The organism is Paracoccus sanguinis (genome assembly GCF_012689545.1).
In the GTDB taxonomy this organism is placed as follows: Bacteria; Pseudomonadota; Alphaproteobacteria; order Rhodobacterales; family Rhodobacteraceae; genus Paracoccus; species Paracoccus panacisoli.
Map to the genome: position 1 here is coordinate 418,692 of NZ_CP051542.1, position 16,718 is coordinate 435,409.

The following is a 16,718-nucleotide window of genomic DNA, read 5'->3' on the forward strand; positions in this document are numbered from 1 at the left end:
TGATCCGGCTGCGACAAGGGGGCGCGCGATGAACCTGCTGTTCGCCAACGACCGGCGCGGGACCTATCCGCCCAGCCTCTATGCCGAGCAGAACCCGCCGCTGCCCCCCTTCCCGCCCCTGCGCGGCGAGGCGCGGGCCGACGTGGTGGTCGTCGGTGCGGGCTACACGGGCCTCTCCGCCGCGCTGCACCTCGCGCGCGCCGGGCGGCGGGTCATCGTGCTCGAGGCGCAGCGGGTGGGGTTCGGCGCCTCGGGCCGCAACGGCGGGCAGATGGGGTCCGGCCAGCGCCTCGACGTGGCCGACCTCGAGCGGCTGGCCGGCAAGCCCGCCGCCCGCCGGCTCTGGGACATGGCCGAAGAGGCCAAGGCCCTGACCCGCGCCCACGCGGCCGAGGCCGGGGTCGCGGTCCACGACGGCATCGCCCACGCCGCCCGCAGCGCCGCCGAGGTCGCCCACGCGCACGAGAATGCCGCCCGCCTCGCCCGCGACTACGGCTACGACCGCATCACCCCGCTGGACGGCCCGGCGCTTTCGGCGCTGATCGGCACCGGCGTCTATGCCGGCGGCGACCTCGACCGCGGCGCCGGGCACCTCGACCCGCTGGCGCTGGCGCTGGGGATGGCGCGGCTGGCCCGCGACGCGGGCGCGGTGATCCACGAGGGCGCCCATGTCCACGCCATCCGCCACGCCCGTCGCGCGACCGAGACGACCATCGTGCAGACCGGCACCGGGCGGGTGCTCTGCGACCACGTCATCCTCGCCGCCAACGGCTATCTCGGCCACCTCGACCTCGGCGTGGCGGCCCGGGTCATGCCGATCAACAACTACGTCGTCGCCACCGAGCCGCTTGGCCCCCGCGCCGACGCGCTGATGGCCGAGAACGTCGCCGTCCACGACACCCGCTTCGTGGTGAACTACTGGCGGCTCTCGGACGACCGGCGGCTGGTCTTCGGCGGCGGCGAAACGCTGGGCTACCGCTTCCCCCGCGACATCGCGGCCAAGGTCCGCGGCCCGCTTGAGCAGGTCTACCCGCAGCTCAGGGGGGTGCGGATCACCCACGCCTGGGGCGGGACGCTGGCGATCACCATGAGCCGGCTGCCGCTCTTCGCCCGCCCCGCGCCGAACTGCCTGTCGGCGAGCGGGTTCTCGGGCCACGGGGTGGCGCTCTCGAACCTCGCCGGGCGGCTGATGGCCGAGGCGGTGATGGGGCAATCCGAGGGGTTCGACACCATGGCCGCCCTGCCCGCGCGGCAGTTTCCCGGCGGCGCCGGGCTGCGCTGGCCGCTGCTGGTGGCCGGGATGGGCTGGTACTCGCTGCGCGACCGGCTGGGCGTCTAGGGCGCGGCGTCAGGCCGGCCGGGGTCGTCGCCCACCGCGCCCTCGGCGCGCGCCTTGCGCGCCCGGCGGGCCAGCCGGCGCTGGTGATAGACCTCGACCAGCGGCACCGTCAGGCGGTGGAAGAGGAGCGCGGCGATCAGCCCCGGGATCAGCCCGCCGACCATGTAGGGCAGGAACACCGCCTGGGCGAAGTCGACCAGCCGGTCCCATTCCGCCGGCCGGCCGTCGAGCACGGCGAGCAGGTTGCGCAGGAACTGCCGCGTGGCGCCCGAGAACGCCTCGAGGATCAGCATCGGGTCGATGCTGCCCCCCTGCCCCAGCATCCACCGCCCGAGCGTGATCGCCACGACCGCGATCACCGGGATCGTCAGCGGGTTGCCGACGAAGCTGCCGATCACCGAGGCGAGCACGTTGCCGCGGATCGCCAGCGCCAGCGCCATGGCCCCCACGACGTGCAGCCCGAAGAGCGGCGTGAAGCTGATGAACACCCCCGCCGCCACCCCGCGCGCTACCCGCTGCGGCGGGTCCGGCAGGCGGCGCAGCCGGTGCACGCGGTACTTGATCGCCCGCCACCACCCGCCGCGCGGATAGACGATGTCGCTGGCCATCTGCGAATAGCTGCGGGGCTTGCGGCGGAACATGGGCGTCTCGGGCGGGCGGATGGCGGTGTGTCCGCCACTGTCCACCAGCCGTCCGCGGAGGGCAACCGGATCGCGGGAGTGTGTGGCGGGCGGGGTGCTTCAGAACGGTGCGGCAAGGCGCGAACGTGGCTGCGCCGGATCAACGAGTTTCCAGCGGGACCGCTCTTGATCACGCCTCCGCCCCTAACGCCGTTCGGGTTCGCCCCCCCGCACCCCGCAGGGCCCCCTCAGACCACCGCCGAGGGATCCCGGATCCGCGCCACCTGCGCCACGTCGCTCTCCGCCTCGAGCGCCGTCATCAGCGCGTGCAGGTGCTCGCTGTCGCGCAGGTCCACGTCCACCCGCAGGCGGTAGAAGTCCGGCTTGCGGTCCAGGAACTCGAGGTCCGAGATGTTCGCCCCCTGCGCCCCGATCAGCGTGCAGATGCGCCCCAGCACACCTGCGTCATGCCGGATCGTCAGGTTCAGCCGCGAGGAGTAGACCGCCGGGTGCCGCCCCTCGCGCCAGCGCAGGTCGACCCAGCGCTCGGGCTGGTCCTCGAACCCCGCCAGCACCGGGCAGTCGATGGCGTGGATCACCACGCCCTTGCCGCGATAGGTGATGCCCACGATCCGCTCACCCGGCAACGGGGTGCAGCAGGGGGCGCGGGTGAACTCCTGATCGGCCTGCAACCCGGCGACGGCACGGCTTGCGTCGATCTCGTCGGCCGAGGGCGCGAGGTCGGGCCAGAGCGCCCCGATCACCTGCTGGGCCGAGATCTCGGCCGCGCCGATCCGGGCCAGCAGCTCGTCCGCGCCCGGCATCGCCAGCGCCTTGGCGGCGGTGCGCAGCGCCTTGTCGGTGACCTTGCGGTTGACGTGCTCGAACGCCACCCGCACCAGCTCGGACCCGAGCCGGATGAAGCGCGAGCGGTCCTCTTCGCGCAAGCTGCGCCGGATCGCAGCCTTGGCCCGGCCCGTCACCACGATGTCGAGCCAGGTGGCCTGCGGGCGCTGGCCCGAGGCCGCGATGATCTCGACCGACTGGCCGTTCTTCAGCCGCGTCCACAGCGGCACGCGGATGCCGTCCACCTTGGCGCCGACGCAGGAATTGCCCAGCCGCGTGTGGATCGCATAGGCAAAGTCGATCGGCGTCGCCCCCTTGGGGAGCTGGATCACGTCGCCCTTGGGCGTGAAGCAGAACACCTGGTCCTGATACATCTCGAGCTTGACGGCCTCGAGGAACTCGTCGTGATCCTCTTCCCCGAAGCGCTCGGTGAGGCTGGCCAGCCACTCGGCCGGATCGACCGCAAACGGGTTCTTCGACCGCACCCCGTCGCGGTAAGCCCAGTGCGCGGCGACCCCGGCCTCGGCCACCTCGTGCATGGCGCGGGTGCGGATCTGCACCTCGACGCGGGTGCCGTCGCGCGCCGAGACGGTCGAGTGGATCGAGCGGTAGCCGTTCGACTTGGGCTGGCTGATGTAGTCCTTGAACCGCCCCGGCACGGCGCGCCAGCGGCGGTGGATGATCCCCAGCGCGCGGTAGCAGTCGGCCTCGGACCGGGTGATGATGCGGAAGCCGTAGATGTCCGAGAGCCGCGAGAAGCTGAGCTGCTTTTCCTGCATCTTGCGCCAGACGCTGTAGGGGCGCTTGGCGCGGCCGAAGACCTCGGCCTCGATCCCCTCGGCGTCCAGCGCCGCGCGGATGTCGGCGGTGATCCGCGGGATGATGTCGCCGGTTTCCTTCTGCAGCGTCACGAAGCGGCGGATGATCGAGTTGCGCGCCTCGGGGTTGATGACCTTGAAGGCAAGGTCCTCAAGCTCCTCGCGCATCCACTGCATCCCCATCCGCCCGGCGAGGGGGGCAAAGATGTCCATCGTCTCGCGCGCCTTCTGCACCTGCTTGTCGGGCCGCATCGAGCGGATCGTGCGCATGTTGTGCAGCCGGTCGGCGAGCTTGACGAGGATCACCCGCAGGTCGCGGGACATCGCCATGAAGAGCTTGCGGAAGTTCTCGGCCTGCTTCGAGTGGGTGCCGGAAAGCTGCAGGTTGGTGAGCTTGGTCACCCCGTCCACGAGGTCGGCCACGTCGCGGCCGAACAGCTCGGCCACCTCGCCCCAGGTCGAGCGGGTGTCCTCGATCGTGTCGTGCAGAAGGGCCGTGACGATGGTCGCATCGTCCAGCCGCATCTCGGTCAGGATGGCGGCGACGGCGACGGGATGGGTGAAATAGGGTTCGCCCGAGTGGCGGAACTGCCCCTCGTGCATCCGGCGGCCATAGTCATAGGCCCGCCGGATCAGGTCCTCGTTGGTCCGCGGGTTGTAGTTGCGGACCAGCGCGACGAGGTCTTCGACGTCGATCCGGTCCAACCCGTGCCGCCTCTGACCTCAGCCGCGGCCTTGCGCCTCGAGCATCATGCGCAGCATCCGCTCTTCCGATTCCTCGTCGGCGGGCTTGGGACGGTCGATCTCGGCCCCGAGCAGAAGCGCCATCGCGTCCTCTTCGGGCTCGTCCACCTCGATCTGGGTCTGAGTCTGCTCGATCATCCGCTCGCGCAGCTCGTCGACCGGCTGGCCCTCGTCGGCGATCTCGCGCAGCGCCACGACCGGGTCCTTGTCGTTGTCCCGCTCGACCGACAGCGTGGCCCCGGCGCCGATCTCGCGGGCGCGGTGGGCGGCGAGCATCACCAGGTCGAACCGGTTCGGAACCTTGTCAACGCAATCCTCGACTGTGACGCGGGCCATGAGCTACCTTTCCGAATCGACTGGTGGGGCAAGGCGGCATAGGTGGGGGTGCGGACCGGGAAAGTCAAGCCGCGCTGGCCCGGGAGGGTTGCAGGCGCCAGTCACACCTGCGCGCGCCCGCCCTCGGGCACCATCCCGGCCAGCCCCTCGGGGCCTAGCGCGGCCAGCATCGCGCCCACCGTCCGCCCCAGGCGCGGATGCACCCAGCCGGGCGCGATCTCGGCCAGCGGCGCCAGCACGAAGCCGCGGTCCTGCAACCGCGGGTGCGGCAGGATCAGCCGGTCGGGGGCCACCTGCGCCTGTGCCGCCGCCGGGAGGGCCCGCCAGCGGTCCTGCGTCGCCGCGTCGGGGCGAACCTCGCCCCCCATCGCCAGCAGGTCGAGGTCGATCACCCGCGCCCCCCAGCGCGTCCCGTCCCGCACCCGGCCCAGATCCGCCTCGACCCGGTGCAGCGCGGCCAACACCGCCTCGGACGACATCGCCCCCGCCGCCACCACCGCGGCGGCGTTGACGTAGTCCGGCCCCGACCCCGCGGGGTGGGCGGGGGTGCGCCAGAATCGGCTGACCGCGCGCAGCCCCAGCCCCTCGGCGCCCAGCCGGCCCAGCGCCACGCGCACGGCGGCCTCGGGCGGACCTGCCCAACAGGACAGGTTTGCGCCAAGGGCGAGCAGGGCTAGGTTTTCTCGCAGCATCCGCGGTGGGTTGGCGGGTCCGGCTTGGGTTTGTTCGGCAGGGGACTGGGGCATTGTTTTACAAGGACGACCGACTGGCGCTGTTCATCGACGGCGCGAACCTTCATGCCGCGACCAAGGCGCTCGGGTTCGATCTCGACTACAAGCTGCTGCGGCAGGAATTCGAGCGGCGCGGCAAGCTGGTCCGCGCCTACTACTATACGGCGCTGCTTGAGAACGAGGAATACTCGCCGGTCCGGCCGCTGATCGACTGGCTGAACTACAACGGCTTCGCCATCGTCTCGAAACCGGCGCGGGAATACACCGACTCGATGGGCCGGCGCCGGGTCAAGGGCAACATGGACGTGGAACTCGCGGTCGATGCGCTGGCGCTGGCCCCGCGGCTCGACCATGCGGTGCTGTTCTCGGGCGACGGCGACTTCCGCCCGCTGGTGGCGGCGCTGCAATGCCAGGGGGTGCGGGTCTCGGTCGTCTCGACCATGCGCAGCCAGCCGCCGATGATCGCCGACGAGCTGCGCCGGCAGGCCGACAACTTCATCGAACTCGACGCCCTGCGCGAGATCATCGGCCGCCCCCCGCGCGAGACCCGCGACCCTGCCGAGCCTGCCCCGGCGGTCGAGGCCTGATCTCAACCGCCGATCTTAACCCTTGGGTAAGATCGGCCGAGACGTTCGCGCCGCCGCCGCGTTATGATCCGAGCCGTATCGAGGACCATTGTGCCATGACCCGCAACGACGACGACGGCAAGACCGCCCCGCTCGGACCCGAGCGGTTGCTGCGCCTGTCCGACTTCGACGCCCGCAGCCCGGACCGGGTCGCGGGCGCGCTGCGCGACTACTGGCTGTCGCTGCGCCGCGGCCGGGCGGTGCCGTCCCGCGCCGATGTCGAGCCGGCCGGGCTGCGCGCCGCCCTGCCTTTCGCCTTCATCCTCGAGCGGGTGGCCCCCGGGGCCGCGCGCTTCCGCCTCGCCGGGCGCCATCTCGTCGACCTGATGGGGATGGAGGTGCGGGGCATGCCGCTCTGCTCGGTTCTCAACGCCCCTTCGCGCGGGCGGCTGAGCGACGTGCTCGAGGCGGTGTTCAAGGGCCCGCAGATCGCCGAGCTGGACCTGATCGGGCCGGTCGGCTACGGGCGCCCGGCGCTGACCGGGCGGATGCTGCTCATGCCGCTCAAGTCGGACCTGGGCGACGTGTCCCGCGCGCTCGGCTGCCTCGCGACCGAGGGCGAGGTCGGCACCGCCCCGCGCCGCTTCGACATCGCCGCCGACCGCGCCATGCCGGTGGTCGAGGGCGCCCGCGTCCTCACCCCGCAGCCCTCGATGCACGGCTTCGCCGAGCCGCCGGCGCCGTGGCGGGGCGAGCCGTTCGCGGCCGACGACGCCGACACCCCCTCCCCCGTTCCCCGGCGCCGTCCCGCGGCCGGGCGGCCCCCGTCGCTGCCGACGATGCCGCCGCTCTTCGACGCCCCCGCGCCGCGCCCGGCGATCCGCGAGGATGAGACCCCCGAAGAGCGCCGCGCCCGCTTCCGCGTCATCTCGAACGACTGACGACAAAGGGCGCCCCGCGGGGCGCCCTTCGGTTTCGGCAAGGCCGGTCGGCGTCAGACGGCGTCGCGCAGCCCGACCGGGGTGCCGGTGCGCCGCGCCCGCAGCTCTTCGGCGACGAGGAACGCCAGCTCCAGCGACTGGCTGGCGTTCAGCCGCGGGTCGCAGGCGGTGTGATAACGGCTCGACAGATCCTCGTCGGTGACCGCCCGGACGCCGCCGGTGCACTCGGTCACGTCCTGCCCCGTCATCTCGAAATGAACGCCCCCTGGCACGCTGCCCTCGGCGGCATGGACGGCGAAGAACTCGCGCACCTCGCGCAGCACCTGGTCGAACTGCCGGGTCTTGTAGCCCGAGGCCGCCTTGATCGTGTTGCCGTGCATCGGGTCGCAGCACCACAGCACGTTGGCCCCTTCCGCCTGCACGGTGCGGATCAGCCGCGGCAGGTGGTCGCCCACCTTGCCCGCCCCGAAGCGCGCGATCAGCGTCAGCCGGCCGGCCTCGTTCGTCGGGTTCAACGTGGCGATCAGCCGCTTGAGGTCATCCTCGCTGATCGAGGGACCGCATTTCAGCCCGATCGGGTTCTGCACGCCGCGCAGGAACTCGACATGGGCGCCGTCCGGCTGCCGGGTGCGGTCGCCGATCCAGAGCATGTGGCCCGAGCCCGCCACCGGCAGCCCGGTGGTCGAGTCGATCCGCGCCAGCGCCTCTTCGTATTCCAGCAGCAAGGCCTCGTGGCTGGTGTAGAACTCGACGGTGCCCAGTTCGTGCGCGGTCTCGGACGACACCCCGGCCGCCTGCATGAAGGCCATGGCGTCGCTGATCCGGTCGGCGATGGCGCGATACTCCGCCGCCTCCGGCCCGCCGGTGAAGTCGGCGATCCAGCTCTGCACCCGGTGGATGTCGGCATAACCCCCGGTCGAGAATGCCCTGAGCAGGTTCAGCGAGGCCGCCGCCTGGGTGTAGGCCTGCAGCATCCGCTGCGGATCGGGCACACGGGCCGCGTCGGTGAAGTCGAAGCCGTTGATGATGTCGCCGCGGTAGGAGGGCAGCTCGACGCCCCCCATCACCTCGGTCGGCGCCGAGCGCGGCTTGGCGAACTGCCCGGCCATCCGGCCGACCTTGACCACCGGCATCTGCGCGCCCCAGGTCAGCACCACCGCCATCTGCAGCATCACCTTGAAGGTGTCGCGGATGTTGTCGGCCGAGAACTCGGCGAAGCTCTCGGCACAGTCGCCGCCCTGCAAGAGGAACGCCCGCCCCGCGGCCGCATCGGCCAGATGCGCCTTGAGGCGGCGCGCCTCGCCGGCGAAGACCAGCGGCGGAAAGCGCGACAGCTGCGCCTCGACGGCGTTCAGGGGGGCGGCGTCGGGATAGTCGGGCATCTGCACGCGCGGCCGGGTGCGCCAGCCCTGCCGGGTCCAGTCCGGGGCGCCCGCGGCACGGCGGGGGGCCTCGGTCTTGGCGCTGAGCGGCATGGCGGTCGAACTGGTATCCTGCGGCATGACGGACGATCCTCGATGAAACACCGGGCGAATATAGTGACGCCGCGCGGGCGAGGAAAGCCGGTCCGCGGCACCCGGTGGGCCGAGGGGCGCACGGACGGCCCTGCATAGCGGCTATGCAGCGGGTGCTTTCCTTTCGGCGGCAACCTGCCTAGTCTCTCGTTCCAGACTGTGTCTGGAGAACGGAACACCATGAAGAAACTGCTGCTCGCCACCGCCGCCACCGCGCTTTCGGTCGGCATGGCCACCGCCGAGGACGTCAAGATCGGCATCTCGATGGGCTTCACCGGCCCGCTCGAGTCGATGGCGCCGCAGATGGCCAACGGGGCCGAGCTCGCCATCAAGGAGATCAGCGAGTCGGGCAAGCTGATGGACGGCGCCAAGGTCGAGGCCGTGCGCGCCGACAACACCTGCGCCGACGCCGCCGCCTCGGTCGCCGCGGTCGAGCGGCTGGTGACCTCGGACAAGGTCAACGGGATCATGGGCGGGATGTGCTCGGGCGAGACGATCGCCAGCCTCGAGCGCGTGGCCGTGCCGAACGGCATGGTGATGATCTCGCCCTCAGCCACCTCGCCGGCGCTCTCGACCATCGACGACAAGGGCTTCTTCTTCCGCACCTCGCCGTCCGACGCCCGCCAGGGCGACGTCATGGCCGACATCGCGCTTGAGCGCGGGGTCAAGTCGGTGGCGATCACCTACACCAACAACGACTACGGCAAGGGCCTCGCCGAGGCGTTCAAGACGGCCTACGAGGGCAAGGGCGGCAAGGTCACGATGATCGCCGCGCATGACGACGGCAAGGCCGACTATTCGGCCGAGGTCGCGGCGCTGGCCGCCGCCGGCGGCGACGCGCTGGCCGTGGTCGGCTACGTCGACCAGGGCGGCTCGGGGATCGTCCGCGGGGCGCTCGATTCCGGCGCGTTCTCGACCTTCATCATGCCCGACGGGATGGTGGGCCAGGCGCTGATCGACAAGTTCGGCGCCGAGCTCGAGACCTCGTTCGGCCAGAACCCCTCGTCCGAGGGCGCGGGCCGCGACAAGTTTACCGAACTCGCCAAGTCCGCCGGCTTCGACGGCAGCGCCGTCTATTCGGGCGAGGCCTATGACGCTGCCGCCCTGATGCTGCTGGCGATGCAGGCCGCCAAGTCCACCGATCCCAAGGTCTACAAGGACAAGATCATGGAGGTGGCGAACGGCCCCGGCGAGAAGATCGGCGTGGGTGAGCTGGCCAAGGGCCTCGAGCTTTTGGCCGCCGGCACCGACATCGACTATGACGGCGCCTCGTCGGTCGAGCTGATCGAGCCGGGCGAAAGCGCCGGCACCTTCCGCGAGGTCGATTTCAAGGGCGGCACGCTCAACGTCGTCAAGATGCGCTGACACGCGCGCCGCCGCAGTCCGGGGCCCGTCCCCGGCCGCGGCGGTCGCCGGACCTACGCCGTGCCCCCGCCCGGGGCGCGGCGGAACCCGCGGACAAGGCGGCCATCAACGGACCGCCGCCGCACACACAGCAGGGAGAAGACCAGAATGAAGAACCTGATGCTCGCCACCGCCGTGGCAGCCCTCACCGCCTCGGGCGCGCTGGCCGCCGACGTCAAGCTGGGCGTCTCGCTTGGCTTCACCGGCCCGCTCGAGTCGATGGCGCCGTCGATGCTCAAGGGCGTCGAGATGGCGGTCAAGGAAGCCAACGACTCGGGCAAGGCGATGGACGGCACCACCTTCTCGATCGTCCAGGCCGACAGCACCTGCGCCGACGCCGCCGCCGCCGTGACCGCGGTCGAGCGGCTGGTGACCTCGGACAAGGTCGCGGGCATCGTCGGCGGGATGTGCTCGGGCGAAACCATCGCCAGCCTGGAGAAGGTCGCGGTGCCGAACGGCGTCGTGATGATCGCCCCCTCGGCCACCTCGCCCGCGCTGACCACGATCGACGACAAGGGCTTCTTCTTCCGCACCGCGCCCTCGGACGCGCGCCAGGGCGAGGTGATGGCCGACATCATCCTCGAGCGCGGGATCAAGTCGGTCGCCGTGACCTACACCAACAACGACTACGGCAAGGGCCTCGCCGAGTCGTTCAAGTCGGCCTACGAGGGCAAGGGCGGCAAGATCACCATCACCGCTGCCCATGACGACGGCAAGGCCGACTATGCGGCCGAGGTCGCGGCGCTCGCCGCCGCCGGCGGCGACGCGCTGGTCGTGGCGGGCTACGTCGACCAGGGCGGCTCGGGGATCGTGCGCGGGGCGCTCGATTCGGGGGCCTTCAACACCTTCGTCTTCACCGACGGCATGGTCAGCCAGACCCTCGTCGACAAGTTCGGCAAGGAACTAGAGACCTCGTTCGGCCAGAACCCCTCGGCCGAGGGCGAGGGCCGCGACGCCTTCATCGCCAAGGCCAAGGACGCGGGCTTCGAGGGCTCGGACGCCTTCGCCGCCGAGGCCTATGACGCCGCCGCGCTGCTGATCCTGGCCATGCAGGCCGCCAAGTCGGCCGATCCCAAGGTCTACAAGGACAAGGTGATGGACGTGGCCAACGCCCCGGGCGAAAAGATCATGCCCGGCGAACTGGCCAAGGCGCTCGAGCTGCTGGCCGACGGCAAGGACATCGACTATGTCGGCGCGAGCGCCGTCGAACTGGTCGGCCCGGGCGAAAGCGCCGGCACCTACCGCGAGGTCGACTTCAAGGGCGGCACGCTCAACGCGGTCAAGACGCACTGATCCGGACGCGGCGCCCGCCCGGTGCGGGGGCCGCGCGCCAGCCGCCGCAGGCGGGGGCGGCACCGGACCAGATTGGCGGCGCCCTGCGGGGCGCCGCGGCCCCGGCGGGAACGGCCACCGGGCGCGAGAGGGAAACGAGGGACGCATGATCCAGGTCCATGACCTGCACCGGCATTTCGGGGGCTTCCGCGCCGTGGACGGGGCGAGCCTGACCATCGCCACCGGCTCGATCACCGGCCTGATCGGCCCGAACGGCGCGGGCAAGTCCACGCTCTTCAACGTCATCGCCGGCGTCCTGCCGCCCACCTCGGGGCGCGTGGTGATGGACGGCGAGGACATCACCGGCCTCGCCCCGCACAAGCTCTTCCACAAGGGTCTGCTGCGCACCTTCCAGATGGCGCATGAGTTCTCCTCGATGACCGTGCGCGAGAACCTGATGATGGTGCCGCCCGCGCAGTCGGGCGAAACGCTGTGGAACACCTGGTTCGGCCGCAAGCGCATCGCCGATCAGGAACGCGCGCTCCTCGCCCGCGCGGATGAGGTGCTGGACTTCCTCACCATCAGCCACGTGGCCGAGGAAAAGGCCGGCAACCTCTCGGGCGGGCAGAAGAAGCTTCTGGAACTCGGCCGCTGCATGATGGTCGACGCCAAGATCGTGTTCCTGGACGAGGTCGGCGCGGGCGTGAACCGCACGCTGCTCATGACCATCGCCGACGCGATCCTGCGGCTGAACAGGGAACGCGGCTACACCTTCTGCGTGATCGAGCACGACATGGATTTCATCGGCAAGCTCTGCGACCCGGTGATCGTGATGGCCGAGGGCAAGGTGCTGGCGCAGGGCTCGGCCGACAGCATCATGCAGAACGAGGCGGTGATCGAGGCCTATCTCGGCCGCGGCCTCAAGAACAAGGTCCAGGCCGAGATGGCCGAGGAAACCCGCCGCCACGAGGGCCACGGCGCCCAGCCCGGCCTCGGCGCCGAGGCGGGCCGTCCCGTGAGCGCGTCGGGGGCTGCGACCTCGCCGGGCACCACCCGAGGACCGCTGGGCGAACTCGACGACCCCGGCACCGAGGTGCGGCCATGATGCAGACCCAGACGCAAACCCAGACCCAGACCCAGACGCCGGCCCATGCCCGCCCGCGCCCCGGCGCCGCCGGCACCCGCCCGGACGGCACCCTGCCCTATCTCTCGGCGACCGGGATGCGCGGCGGCTACGGCAAGGCCGACATCCTGAACGGCTGCGACCTCAGCGTGGACCGCGGCGAGATCGCGGTGATCGTCGGCCCCAACGGCGCCGGCAAGTCCACCGCGATGAAGGCCGTGTTCGGGATGCTGGACCTGCGCGAGGGCACGGTGACGCTCGACGGGCACGACATCGCCGGGCTCACCCCGCAGGACCGGGTGCGCCGCGGCATGGGCTTCGTGCCGCAGACCGCCAACGTCTTCCCGACCATGACGGTCGAGGAAAACCTCGAGATGGGCGCCTATATCCGCGACGACAATTTCCGCGCCACGATGGAGCAGGTGTACCACCTCTTCCCCGCCGTGGCCGACAAGCGGCGCCAGAACGCGGGCGAGCTGTCCGGCGGCCAGCGCCAGCAGGTCGCGGTGGGCCGGGCGCTGATGACCCAGCCGAAGCTTCTGATGCTGGACGAGCCCACCGCGGGCGTCTCGCCCATCGTCATGGACGAGCTCTTCGACCGCATCATCGAGATCGCCCGCACCGGCATCTCGATCCTGATGGTCGAACAGAACGCCCGTCAGGCGCTCGAAATCGCCGACATCGGCTATGTGCTGGTGCAGGGCACCAACCGCTACACCGGCACCGGGGCCGAGCTGATGGCCGACCCCGAGGTGCGCCGCACCTTCCTCGGGGGCTGACCGATGCGCCGGCTCGCCCTGCTGACCCTCGCCCTCGCCCTGCCCGCGGCCGCACTGGCGCAGTCCGCGCCCGTGGCCCCGGCCCCGGCGACGCTGCCGCCCGCGGTGGCGGCGCTGGCCGACCCGCCGTCGATCCACGACCCGGCGGCTGTCAACCCCGCCACCGCGCTGCCCGCCGACGCGATCCTGCCCGGCGCTCCGGGCGTGCGCGGCATCGCCTGCGCGCTCGACCCTGCCCCCGACGGCACCGCCCGCAGCGTTGCGGTCGTCCACCCGTGGTCCGCCGCCCCGATGCTGATCGGCCCCGAGGGCCCGCGCCCCGCGCGGTTCTTCAAGCGCGGCCGCACGCTGATCTTCGACGCCGGTCGCACGGTCCTCTACATCGACCGCGACCACCACCACGCCACGCTGAGCCTCAGCACGCCCCGCGCGGTCCAGAACCTGCGCGGCCTCTGCCGGGTGACGCCATGACCCCCTCTGCCCCCCCTCGGGCTGGACAGAAATATCCCCGCCGGAGGCATCCCGCGGCCCCGCCCGCGATCCGCCCCCCGCAGCGCGCCGCCTCTGCGCCCGCGCGTCACCGCGACGCCCCCTCGAGAGAGAGCTGATGGACCTGCTGAACGCGCTCGTCGCGATCCTGAACTTCGTCGTCATCCCCGCCGCGGCCTACGGCGCGCAGCTCGCGCTCGGCGCGCTCGGGGTCACGCTGATCTACGGCATCCTGCGGTTCTCGAACTTCGCCCATGGCGACACCATGGCCTTCGGCACCGCCATCGTGATCCTGCTGACCTGGTGGCTGCAGTCGATGGGGGTCAGCTTCGGCCCGCTGCCGACGGCGCTCTTGGCGCTGCCCCTGGGCATCGCGCTCACGGTGGTGCTGGCGCTGCTGACCGACCGCTGGGTCTATCGCCACTACCGCCGCGTCAAGGCCGCGCCGATCGTCGTCGTCATGGCCTCGGTGGGGGTGATGTTCGTGATGAACGGTCTCACTCGCCTGCTGATCGGCGTGGGCGAGATCCAGTTCGCCGACGGCACCCGCTTCGTGATCTCGGTCCCGCAGTTCCGGGAATGGAGCGGGCTGGCCGAGGGGCTGGCGCTGCGCACCACGCAGGTCATCACGCTGGTGGTGGCGGCCATCGCGGTCTGGGCGCTGTTTCGCTTTCTCAACCGCACCCGCGCCGGCAAGGCGATGCGCGCCTATGCCGACAACGAGGATCTCGCGCTCCTCTCGGGGATCGACCCCGACCGGGTGGTGCGGCTGACCTGGATCATCGCCATCGCCCTCGCGGTGACGGCGGGCACGCTTTACGGTCTCGACAAGTCCTTCAAGGCCTTCAACTATTTCCAGATCCTCCTGCCGATCTTCGCGGCCGCCATCGTCGGGGGCCTGGGCAACCCGATGGGCGCCATCGCCGGCGGGTTCCTGATCGCCTTCTCCGAGGTCGCCCTGACCTATCCGTGGAAGAAGATCGCCGAATATCTCGGGTTCGAGCCGACCAGCCTGCTCCAGATGCTCGGCACCGAATACAAGCTGGCCGTCAGCTTCGTCATCCTGATCGTCGTGCTGCTGGTGCGCCCCACGGGGCTGTTCCGCGGCAAGGCCTACTAGCCCCCCGGAGCGCCGCCGATGTCCTCCTCGCGCCAAGCCGATCCCACCGCCAGCCCGCTGCGCGCGCCGCTGCTGTTTGCCGTGCTCGCGGTGCTCTTCGTCCTCGAGGGCACGGTCTCGAACGCGCTCTTCTCGGGGTCGTGGAACAGTTCGCTCGCCATCCTCAACATGGGCCTGATCTCGGCGGTGACCGCGCTCGGGGTCAACATGATCTGGGGCTATGGCGGGCTCTTCAACGCGGGCGTCGTGGGCTTCGTGGCCCTTGGCGGCCTCGCGCCGGTGCTGATCTCGACCCAGCCGGTCGCGGGCGCCTGGGCGGCGGGCGGGCCGCGGCTGATGCTGGCGCTCGCGCTCGGCCTCGCCACGCTGGTTCTCGCCATCGCCGCCGCCGGGAGGCTGCGCCGCGCCGCCCGGATCTGGGTGCCGGCGGCGATCCTGATCGGCGGCTACATCCTCACCCGGCAGGTCTTCGACCCCGCCATCGCCGCGATCGAGGCCAACAACCCCGCCAACGCCGGCAACATCGGCGGCCTCGGGCTGCCGGTCCTGTTGTCCTGGCCGGTCGGCATGGTCTTCGCCGCGCTCGCCGCCTGGGGGGTGGGCAAGGTCGCGCTGGGGCTGCGCTCGGATTATCTCGCCATCGCCACGCTGGGCATCGGCGAGATCATCGTGGCCATCCTCAAGAACGAGGGCTGGCTCGCGCGCGGCGTCCTCAACATCACCGGCATCCCGCGCCCGGTCCCCTACGAGCTGCAACTGCAGTCCAACCCCGATTTCGTCGCCGCCGCCGCCCGCTGGGGCTATGACGCCGCGACCTTCTCGGGGATCTACGTCAAGCTCTGCTATCTCGCGATCTTCGTCGCCGTGGTGCTGACGCTGATCCTGCTGGCCGAGCTGGCGCTGCACTCGCCCTGGGGCCGGATGATGCGCGCCATCCGCGACAACGAGACCGCCGCCCGCGCCATGGGCAAGGACGTGACCCGCCGCCACCTGCAGCTCTTCGTGCTCGGCTCGGCGGTGATCGGGCTTTCGGGGGCGATGATGGTGACGCTCGACGGGCTGATGGCGCCGGGCGGCTACAACCCGCTGCGCTACACCTTCCTCATCTGGGTGATGGTGATCGTCGGCGGCTCGGGCAACAACTGGGGCGCGGTGCTGGGCGCGGTGCTGATCTGGTTCCTGTGGATCAAGGCCGAGGTCTGGGGCCCGGCGCTCATGTCGCTTTTGACCCTGCCGCTCTCGGACGGCCCGCTGCTGCGCCACCTGACCGAGACCGCGCCGCAGATGCGCTTCCTCGCCATGGGGCTGCTGCTGCTCGCCGTGCTGCGCTTCGCCCCGCGCGGCCTCCTGCCCGAGCGCTGAGCCGCGGCGGCCAGCCCCGCGGCCTCGCTTCGGGCTGGATAAAAATATCCCCGCCGGAGGCATCCGGCGGTCCCGCCCGCGCCTCGCGCGGGTCAGCGCGCGCCCGTCAGAGGTCGAGCCGCCCGGTCTCCCCCGCCGCAAAGCGGCGCAGCACGGCGGGGTAAAGCCGGTGCTCGGCGGCCAGCACCCGCGCCGCGAGCGTCTCGGGCGTGTCGCCCGCCACGACCGGCACCCGCGCCTGCCCTAGGATCGGCCCGCCGTCGAGTTCCGGCGTCACCAGATGCACGCTCGCCCCCGCCTCGGCATCGCCGGCCGCGAGCGCCCGGGCATGGGTGTCGAGCCCGGGATAGAGCGGCAGCAGCGAGGGGTGGATGTTCAGCATCCGCCCGCCAAAGCGCGCGACAAAGGCTGGCGTCAGGATGCGCATGAACCCGGCAAGGCAGATGATGTCCGGCCGCGCCGCCTCGAGGGGCCCCAGCAGCGCCGCCTCGAACGCCGCGCGGTCGCCCCGGAAGGGCCGGTGATCGACGGCGGCCGTCGGGATGCCGCGGGCGGCGGCCTTGGCGAGCCCCCCGGCGGCAGGGTCGTTCGACAGCACCAGAACCGGGCGCGCCGGATGGTCGCCGGTCATGCTGTCGGCCAGCGCGACCATGTTCGACCCGCCGCCCGAGATCAGGATGGCGACCCGGCGCGGACCCTCGGTGACGGCCCCGC

Annotated in this window: 15 protein-coding genes and 1 pseudogene; 10 read left to right on the forward strand and 6 right to left on the reverse strand. The window is 71.4% G+C overall.

Annotated features, from left to right (window positions below; translation table 11 throughout):
• The first annotated feature begins 28 nt into the window (after nt 1-28).
• Nucleotides 29-1,339 (forward strand): NAD(P)/FAD-dependent oxidoreductase, encoded by a 1,311-nt coding sequence (locus tag HGN31_RS01990; RefSeq protein ID WP_036736467.1) that lies wholly within the window; start codon nt 29-31, stop codon nt 1,337-1,339.
• Here HGN31_RS01990 and HGN31_RS01995 read toward each other — a convergent pair.
• From HGN31_RS01995 to folK, 4 genes are all read right to left on the reverse strand, one after another.
• The gene (locus HGN31_RS01995; protein WP_139305877.1) at nt 1,336-2,025 is read right to left on the reverse strand and encodes a DUF2062 domain-containing protein; all 690 of its coding nucleotides are present in this window, start codon (nt 2,023-2,025) and stop codon (nt 1,336-1,338) included. The two genes, HGN31_RS01990 and HGN31_RS01995, sit on opposite strands and share 4 nt — an antisense overlap.
• 182 nt (nt 2,026-2,207) lie before the next feature.
• Nucleotides 2,208-4,328 (reverse strand): RelA/SpoT family protein, encoded by a 2,121-nt coding sequence (locus HGN31_RS02000; RefSeq protein WP_231565648.1) that lies wholly within the window; start codon nt 4,326-4,328, stop codon nt 2,208-2,210.
• A gap of 18 nt (nt 4,329-4,346) precedes the next feature.
• The gene (gene rpoZ, locus HGN31_RS02005; RefSeq protein WP_036701390.1) at nt 4,347-4,703 is read right to left on the reverse strand and encodes a DNA-directed RNA polymerase subunit omega; all 357 of its coding nucleotides are present in this window, start codon (nt 4,701-4,703) and stop codon (nt 4,347-4,349) included.
• 101 nt (nt 4,704-4,804) lie between these two features.
• Nucleotides 4,805-5,320, reverse strand: a complete 516-nt coding sequence (gene folK / locus HGN31_RS02010) for a 2-amino-4-hydroxy-6-hydroxymethyldihydropteridine diphosphokinase (protein ID WP_342355784.1) — start codon at nt 5,318-5,320, stop codon at nt 4,805-4,807.
• A 128-nt stretch (nt 5,321-5,448) separates the two neighbouring features.
• On the opposite strand from folK, the gene HGN31_RS02015 reads away from it, so the two are divergent.
• Together HGN31_RS02015 and HGN31_RS02020 are read left to right on the forward strand one after the other, a co-directional pair.
• Entirely contained in the window at nt 5,449-6,021 is a 573-nt protein-coding gene (locus HGN31_RS02015; RefSeq protein WP_036701386.1) for a LabA-like NYN domain-containing protein, read from the forward strand.
• Between the two features lie 95 nt (nt 6,022-6,116).
• Nucleotides 6,117-6,941 (forward strand): PAS domain-containing protein, encoded by an 825-nt coding sequence (locus tag HGN31_RS02020; RefSeq protein ID WP_168782169.1) that lies wholly within the window; start codon nt 6,117-6,119, stop codon nt 6,939-6,941.
• A 53-nt stretch (nt 6,942-6,994) separates the two neighbouring features.
• Here the strand turns inward: HGN31_RS02020 and HGN31_RS02025 are convergent, their stop codons facing one another.
• On the reverse strand, nt 6,995-8,416 hold the full coding sequence (locus tag HGN31_RS02025; RefSeq protein ID WP_052171723.1) for a class II 3-deoxy-7-phosphoheptulonate synthase: 1,422 nt from the start codon (nt 8,414-8,416) through the stop codon (nt 6,995-6,997).
• 219 nt (nt 8,417-8,635) lie between these two features.
• Here HGN31_RS02025 and HGN31_RS02030 point away from each other — a divergent pair, with 219 nt between their 5' ends.
• From HGN31_RS02030 to HGN31_RS02060, 7 genes and pseudogenes are all read left to right on the forward strand, one after another.
• Nucleotides 8,636-9,820, forward strand: a complete 1,185-nt coding sequence (locus HGN31_RS02030; protein ID WP_168782171.1) for an ABC transporter substrate-binding protein — start codon at nt 8,636-8,638, stop codon at nt 9,818-9,820.
• Between the two features lie 147 nt (nt 9,821-9,967).
• Nucleotides 9,968-11,152: an ABC transporter substrate-binding protein gene (locus HGN31_RS02035; RefSeq protein WP_168782172.1), complete on the forward strand. Its 1,185-nt coding sequence runs from the start codon at nt 9,968-9,970 to the stop codon at nt 11,150-11,152.
• A 145-nt stretch (nt 11,153-11,297) separates the two neighbouring features.
• Nucleotides 11,298-12,074, forward strand: a pseudogene (locus HGN31_RS02040) (ABC transporter ATP-binding protein); the annotation flags it as partial.
• Between the two features lie 278 nt (nt 12,075-12,352).
• On the forward strand, nt 12,353-13,033 hold the full coding sequence (locus HGN31_RS02045) for an ABC transporter ATP-binding protein (protein ID WP_216593447.1): 681 nt from the start codon (nt 12,353-12,355) through the stop codon (nt 13,031-13,033).
• 3 nt (nt 13,034-13,036) lie between these two features.
• The gene (locus HGN31_RS02050) at nt 13,037-13,504 is read left to right on the forward strand and encodes a hypothetical protein (RefSeq protein ID WP_168782173.1); all 468 of its coding nucleotides are present in this window, start codon (nt 13,037-13,039) and stop codon (nt 13,502-13,504) included.
• Nucleotides 13,505-13,640: 136 nt separating this feature from the next.
• Nucleotides 13,641-14,642 carry a branched-chain amino acid ABC transporter permease gene (locus tag HGN31_RS02055; RefSeq protein ID WP_168782174.1) on the forward strand — a complete coding sequence of 334 codons (1,002 nt, stop codon included), beginning with the start codon at nt 13,641-13,643 and terminating at the stop codon, nt 14,640-14,642.
• An 18-nt stretch (nt 14,643-14,660) separates the two neighbouring features.
• A complete protein-coding gene (locus tag HGN31_RS02060; RefSeq protein WP_168782175.1) occupies nt 14,661-16,004 on the forward strand; it encodes a branched-chain amino acid ABC transporter permease in 1,344 nt (447 codons plus the stop codon).
• 106 nt (nt 16,005-16,110) lie between these two features.
• Here HGN31_RS02060 and purN read toward each other — a convergent pair whose 3' ends face one another.
• Entirely contained in the window at nt 16,111-16,656 is a 546-nt protein-coding gene (purN, locus tag HGN31_RS02065; RefSeq protein WP_168783777.1) for a phosphoribosylglycinamide formyltransferase, read from the reverse strand.
• Between the last annotated feature and the right edge of the window lie 62 nt (nt 16,657-16,718).

Bases quoted from the DNA above. Each gene is read 5' to 3' on its own strand.
- HGN31_RS02030 (WP_168782171.1), top strand. From the start codon at position 8,636: ATGAAGAAACTGCTGCTCGCCACCGCCGCCACCGCGCTTTCGGTCGGC.
- HGN31_RS01990 (WP_036736467.1), top strand. From the start codon at position 29: ATGAACCTGCTGTTCGCCAACGACCGGCGCGGGACCTATCCGCCCAGC.
- purN (WP_168783777.1), bottom strand. From the start codon at position 16,656: ATGGTCGCGCTGGCCGACAGCATGACCGGCGACCATCCGGCGCGCCCG.
- HGN31_RS02045 (WP_216593447.1), top strand. From the start codon at position 12,353: ATGCGCGGCGGCTACGGCAAGGCCGACATCCTGAACGGCTGCGACCTC.
- HGN31_RS02020 (WP_168782169.1), top strand. From the start codon at position 6,117: ATGACCCGCAACGACGACGACGGCAAGACCGCCCCGCTCGGACCCGAG.
- HGN31_RS02060 (WP_168782175.1), top strand. From the start codon at position 14,661: ATGTCCTCCTCGCGCCAAGCCGATCCCACCGCCAGCCCGCTGCGCGCG.
- HGN31_RS02025 (WP_052171723.1), bottom strand. From the start codon at position 8,416: ATGCCGCTCAGCGCCAAGACCGAGGCCCCCCGCCGTGCCGCGGGCGCC.
- HGN31_RS02055 (WP_168782174.1), top strand. From the start codon at position 13,641: ATGGACCTGCTGAACGCGCTCGTCGCGATCCTGAACTTCGTCGTCATC.
- rpoZ (WP_036701390.1), bottom strand. From the start codon at position 4,703: ATGGCCCGCGTCACAGTCGAGGATTGCGTTGACAAGGTTCCGAACCGG.
- HGN31_RS02035 (WP_168782172.1), top strand. From the start codon at position 9,968: ATGAAGAACCTGATGCTCGCCACCGCCGTGGCAGCCCTCACCGCCTCG.
- HGN31_RS02050 (WP_168782173.1), top strand. From the start codon at position 13,037: ATGCGCCGGCTCGCCCTGCTGACCCTCGCCCTCGCCCTGCCCGCGGCC.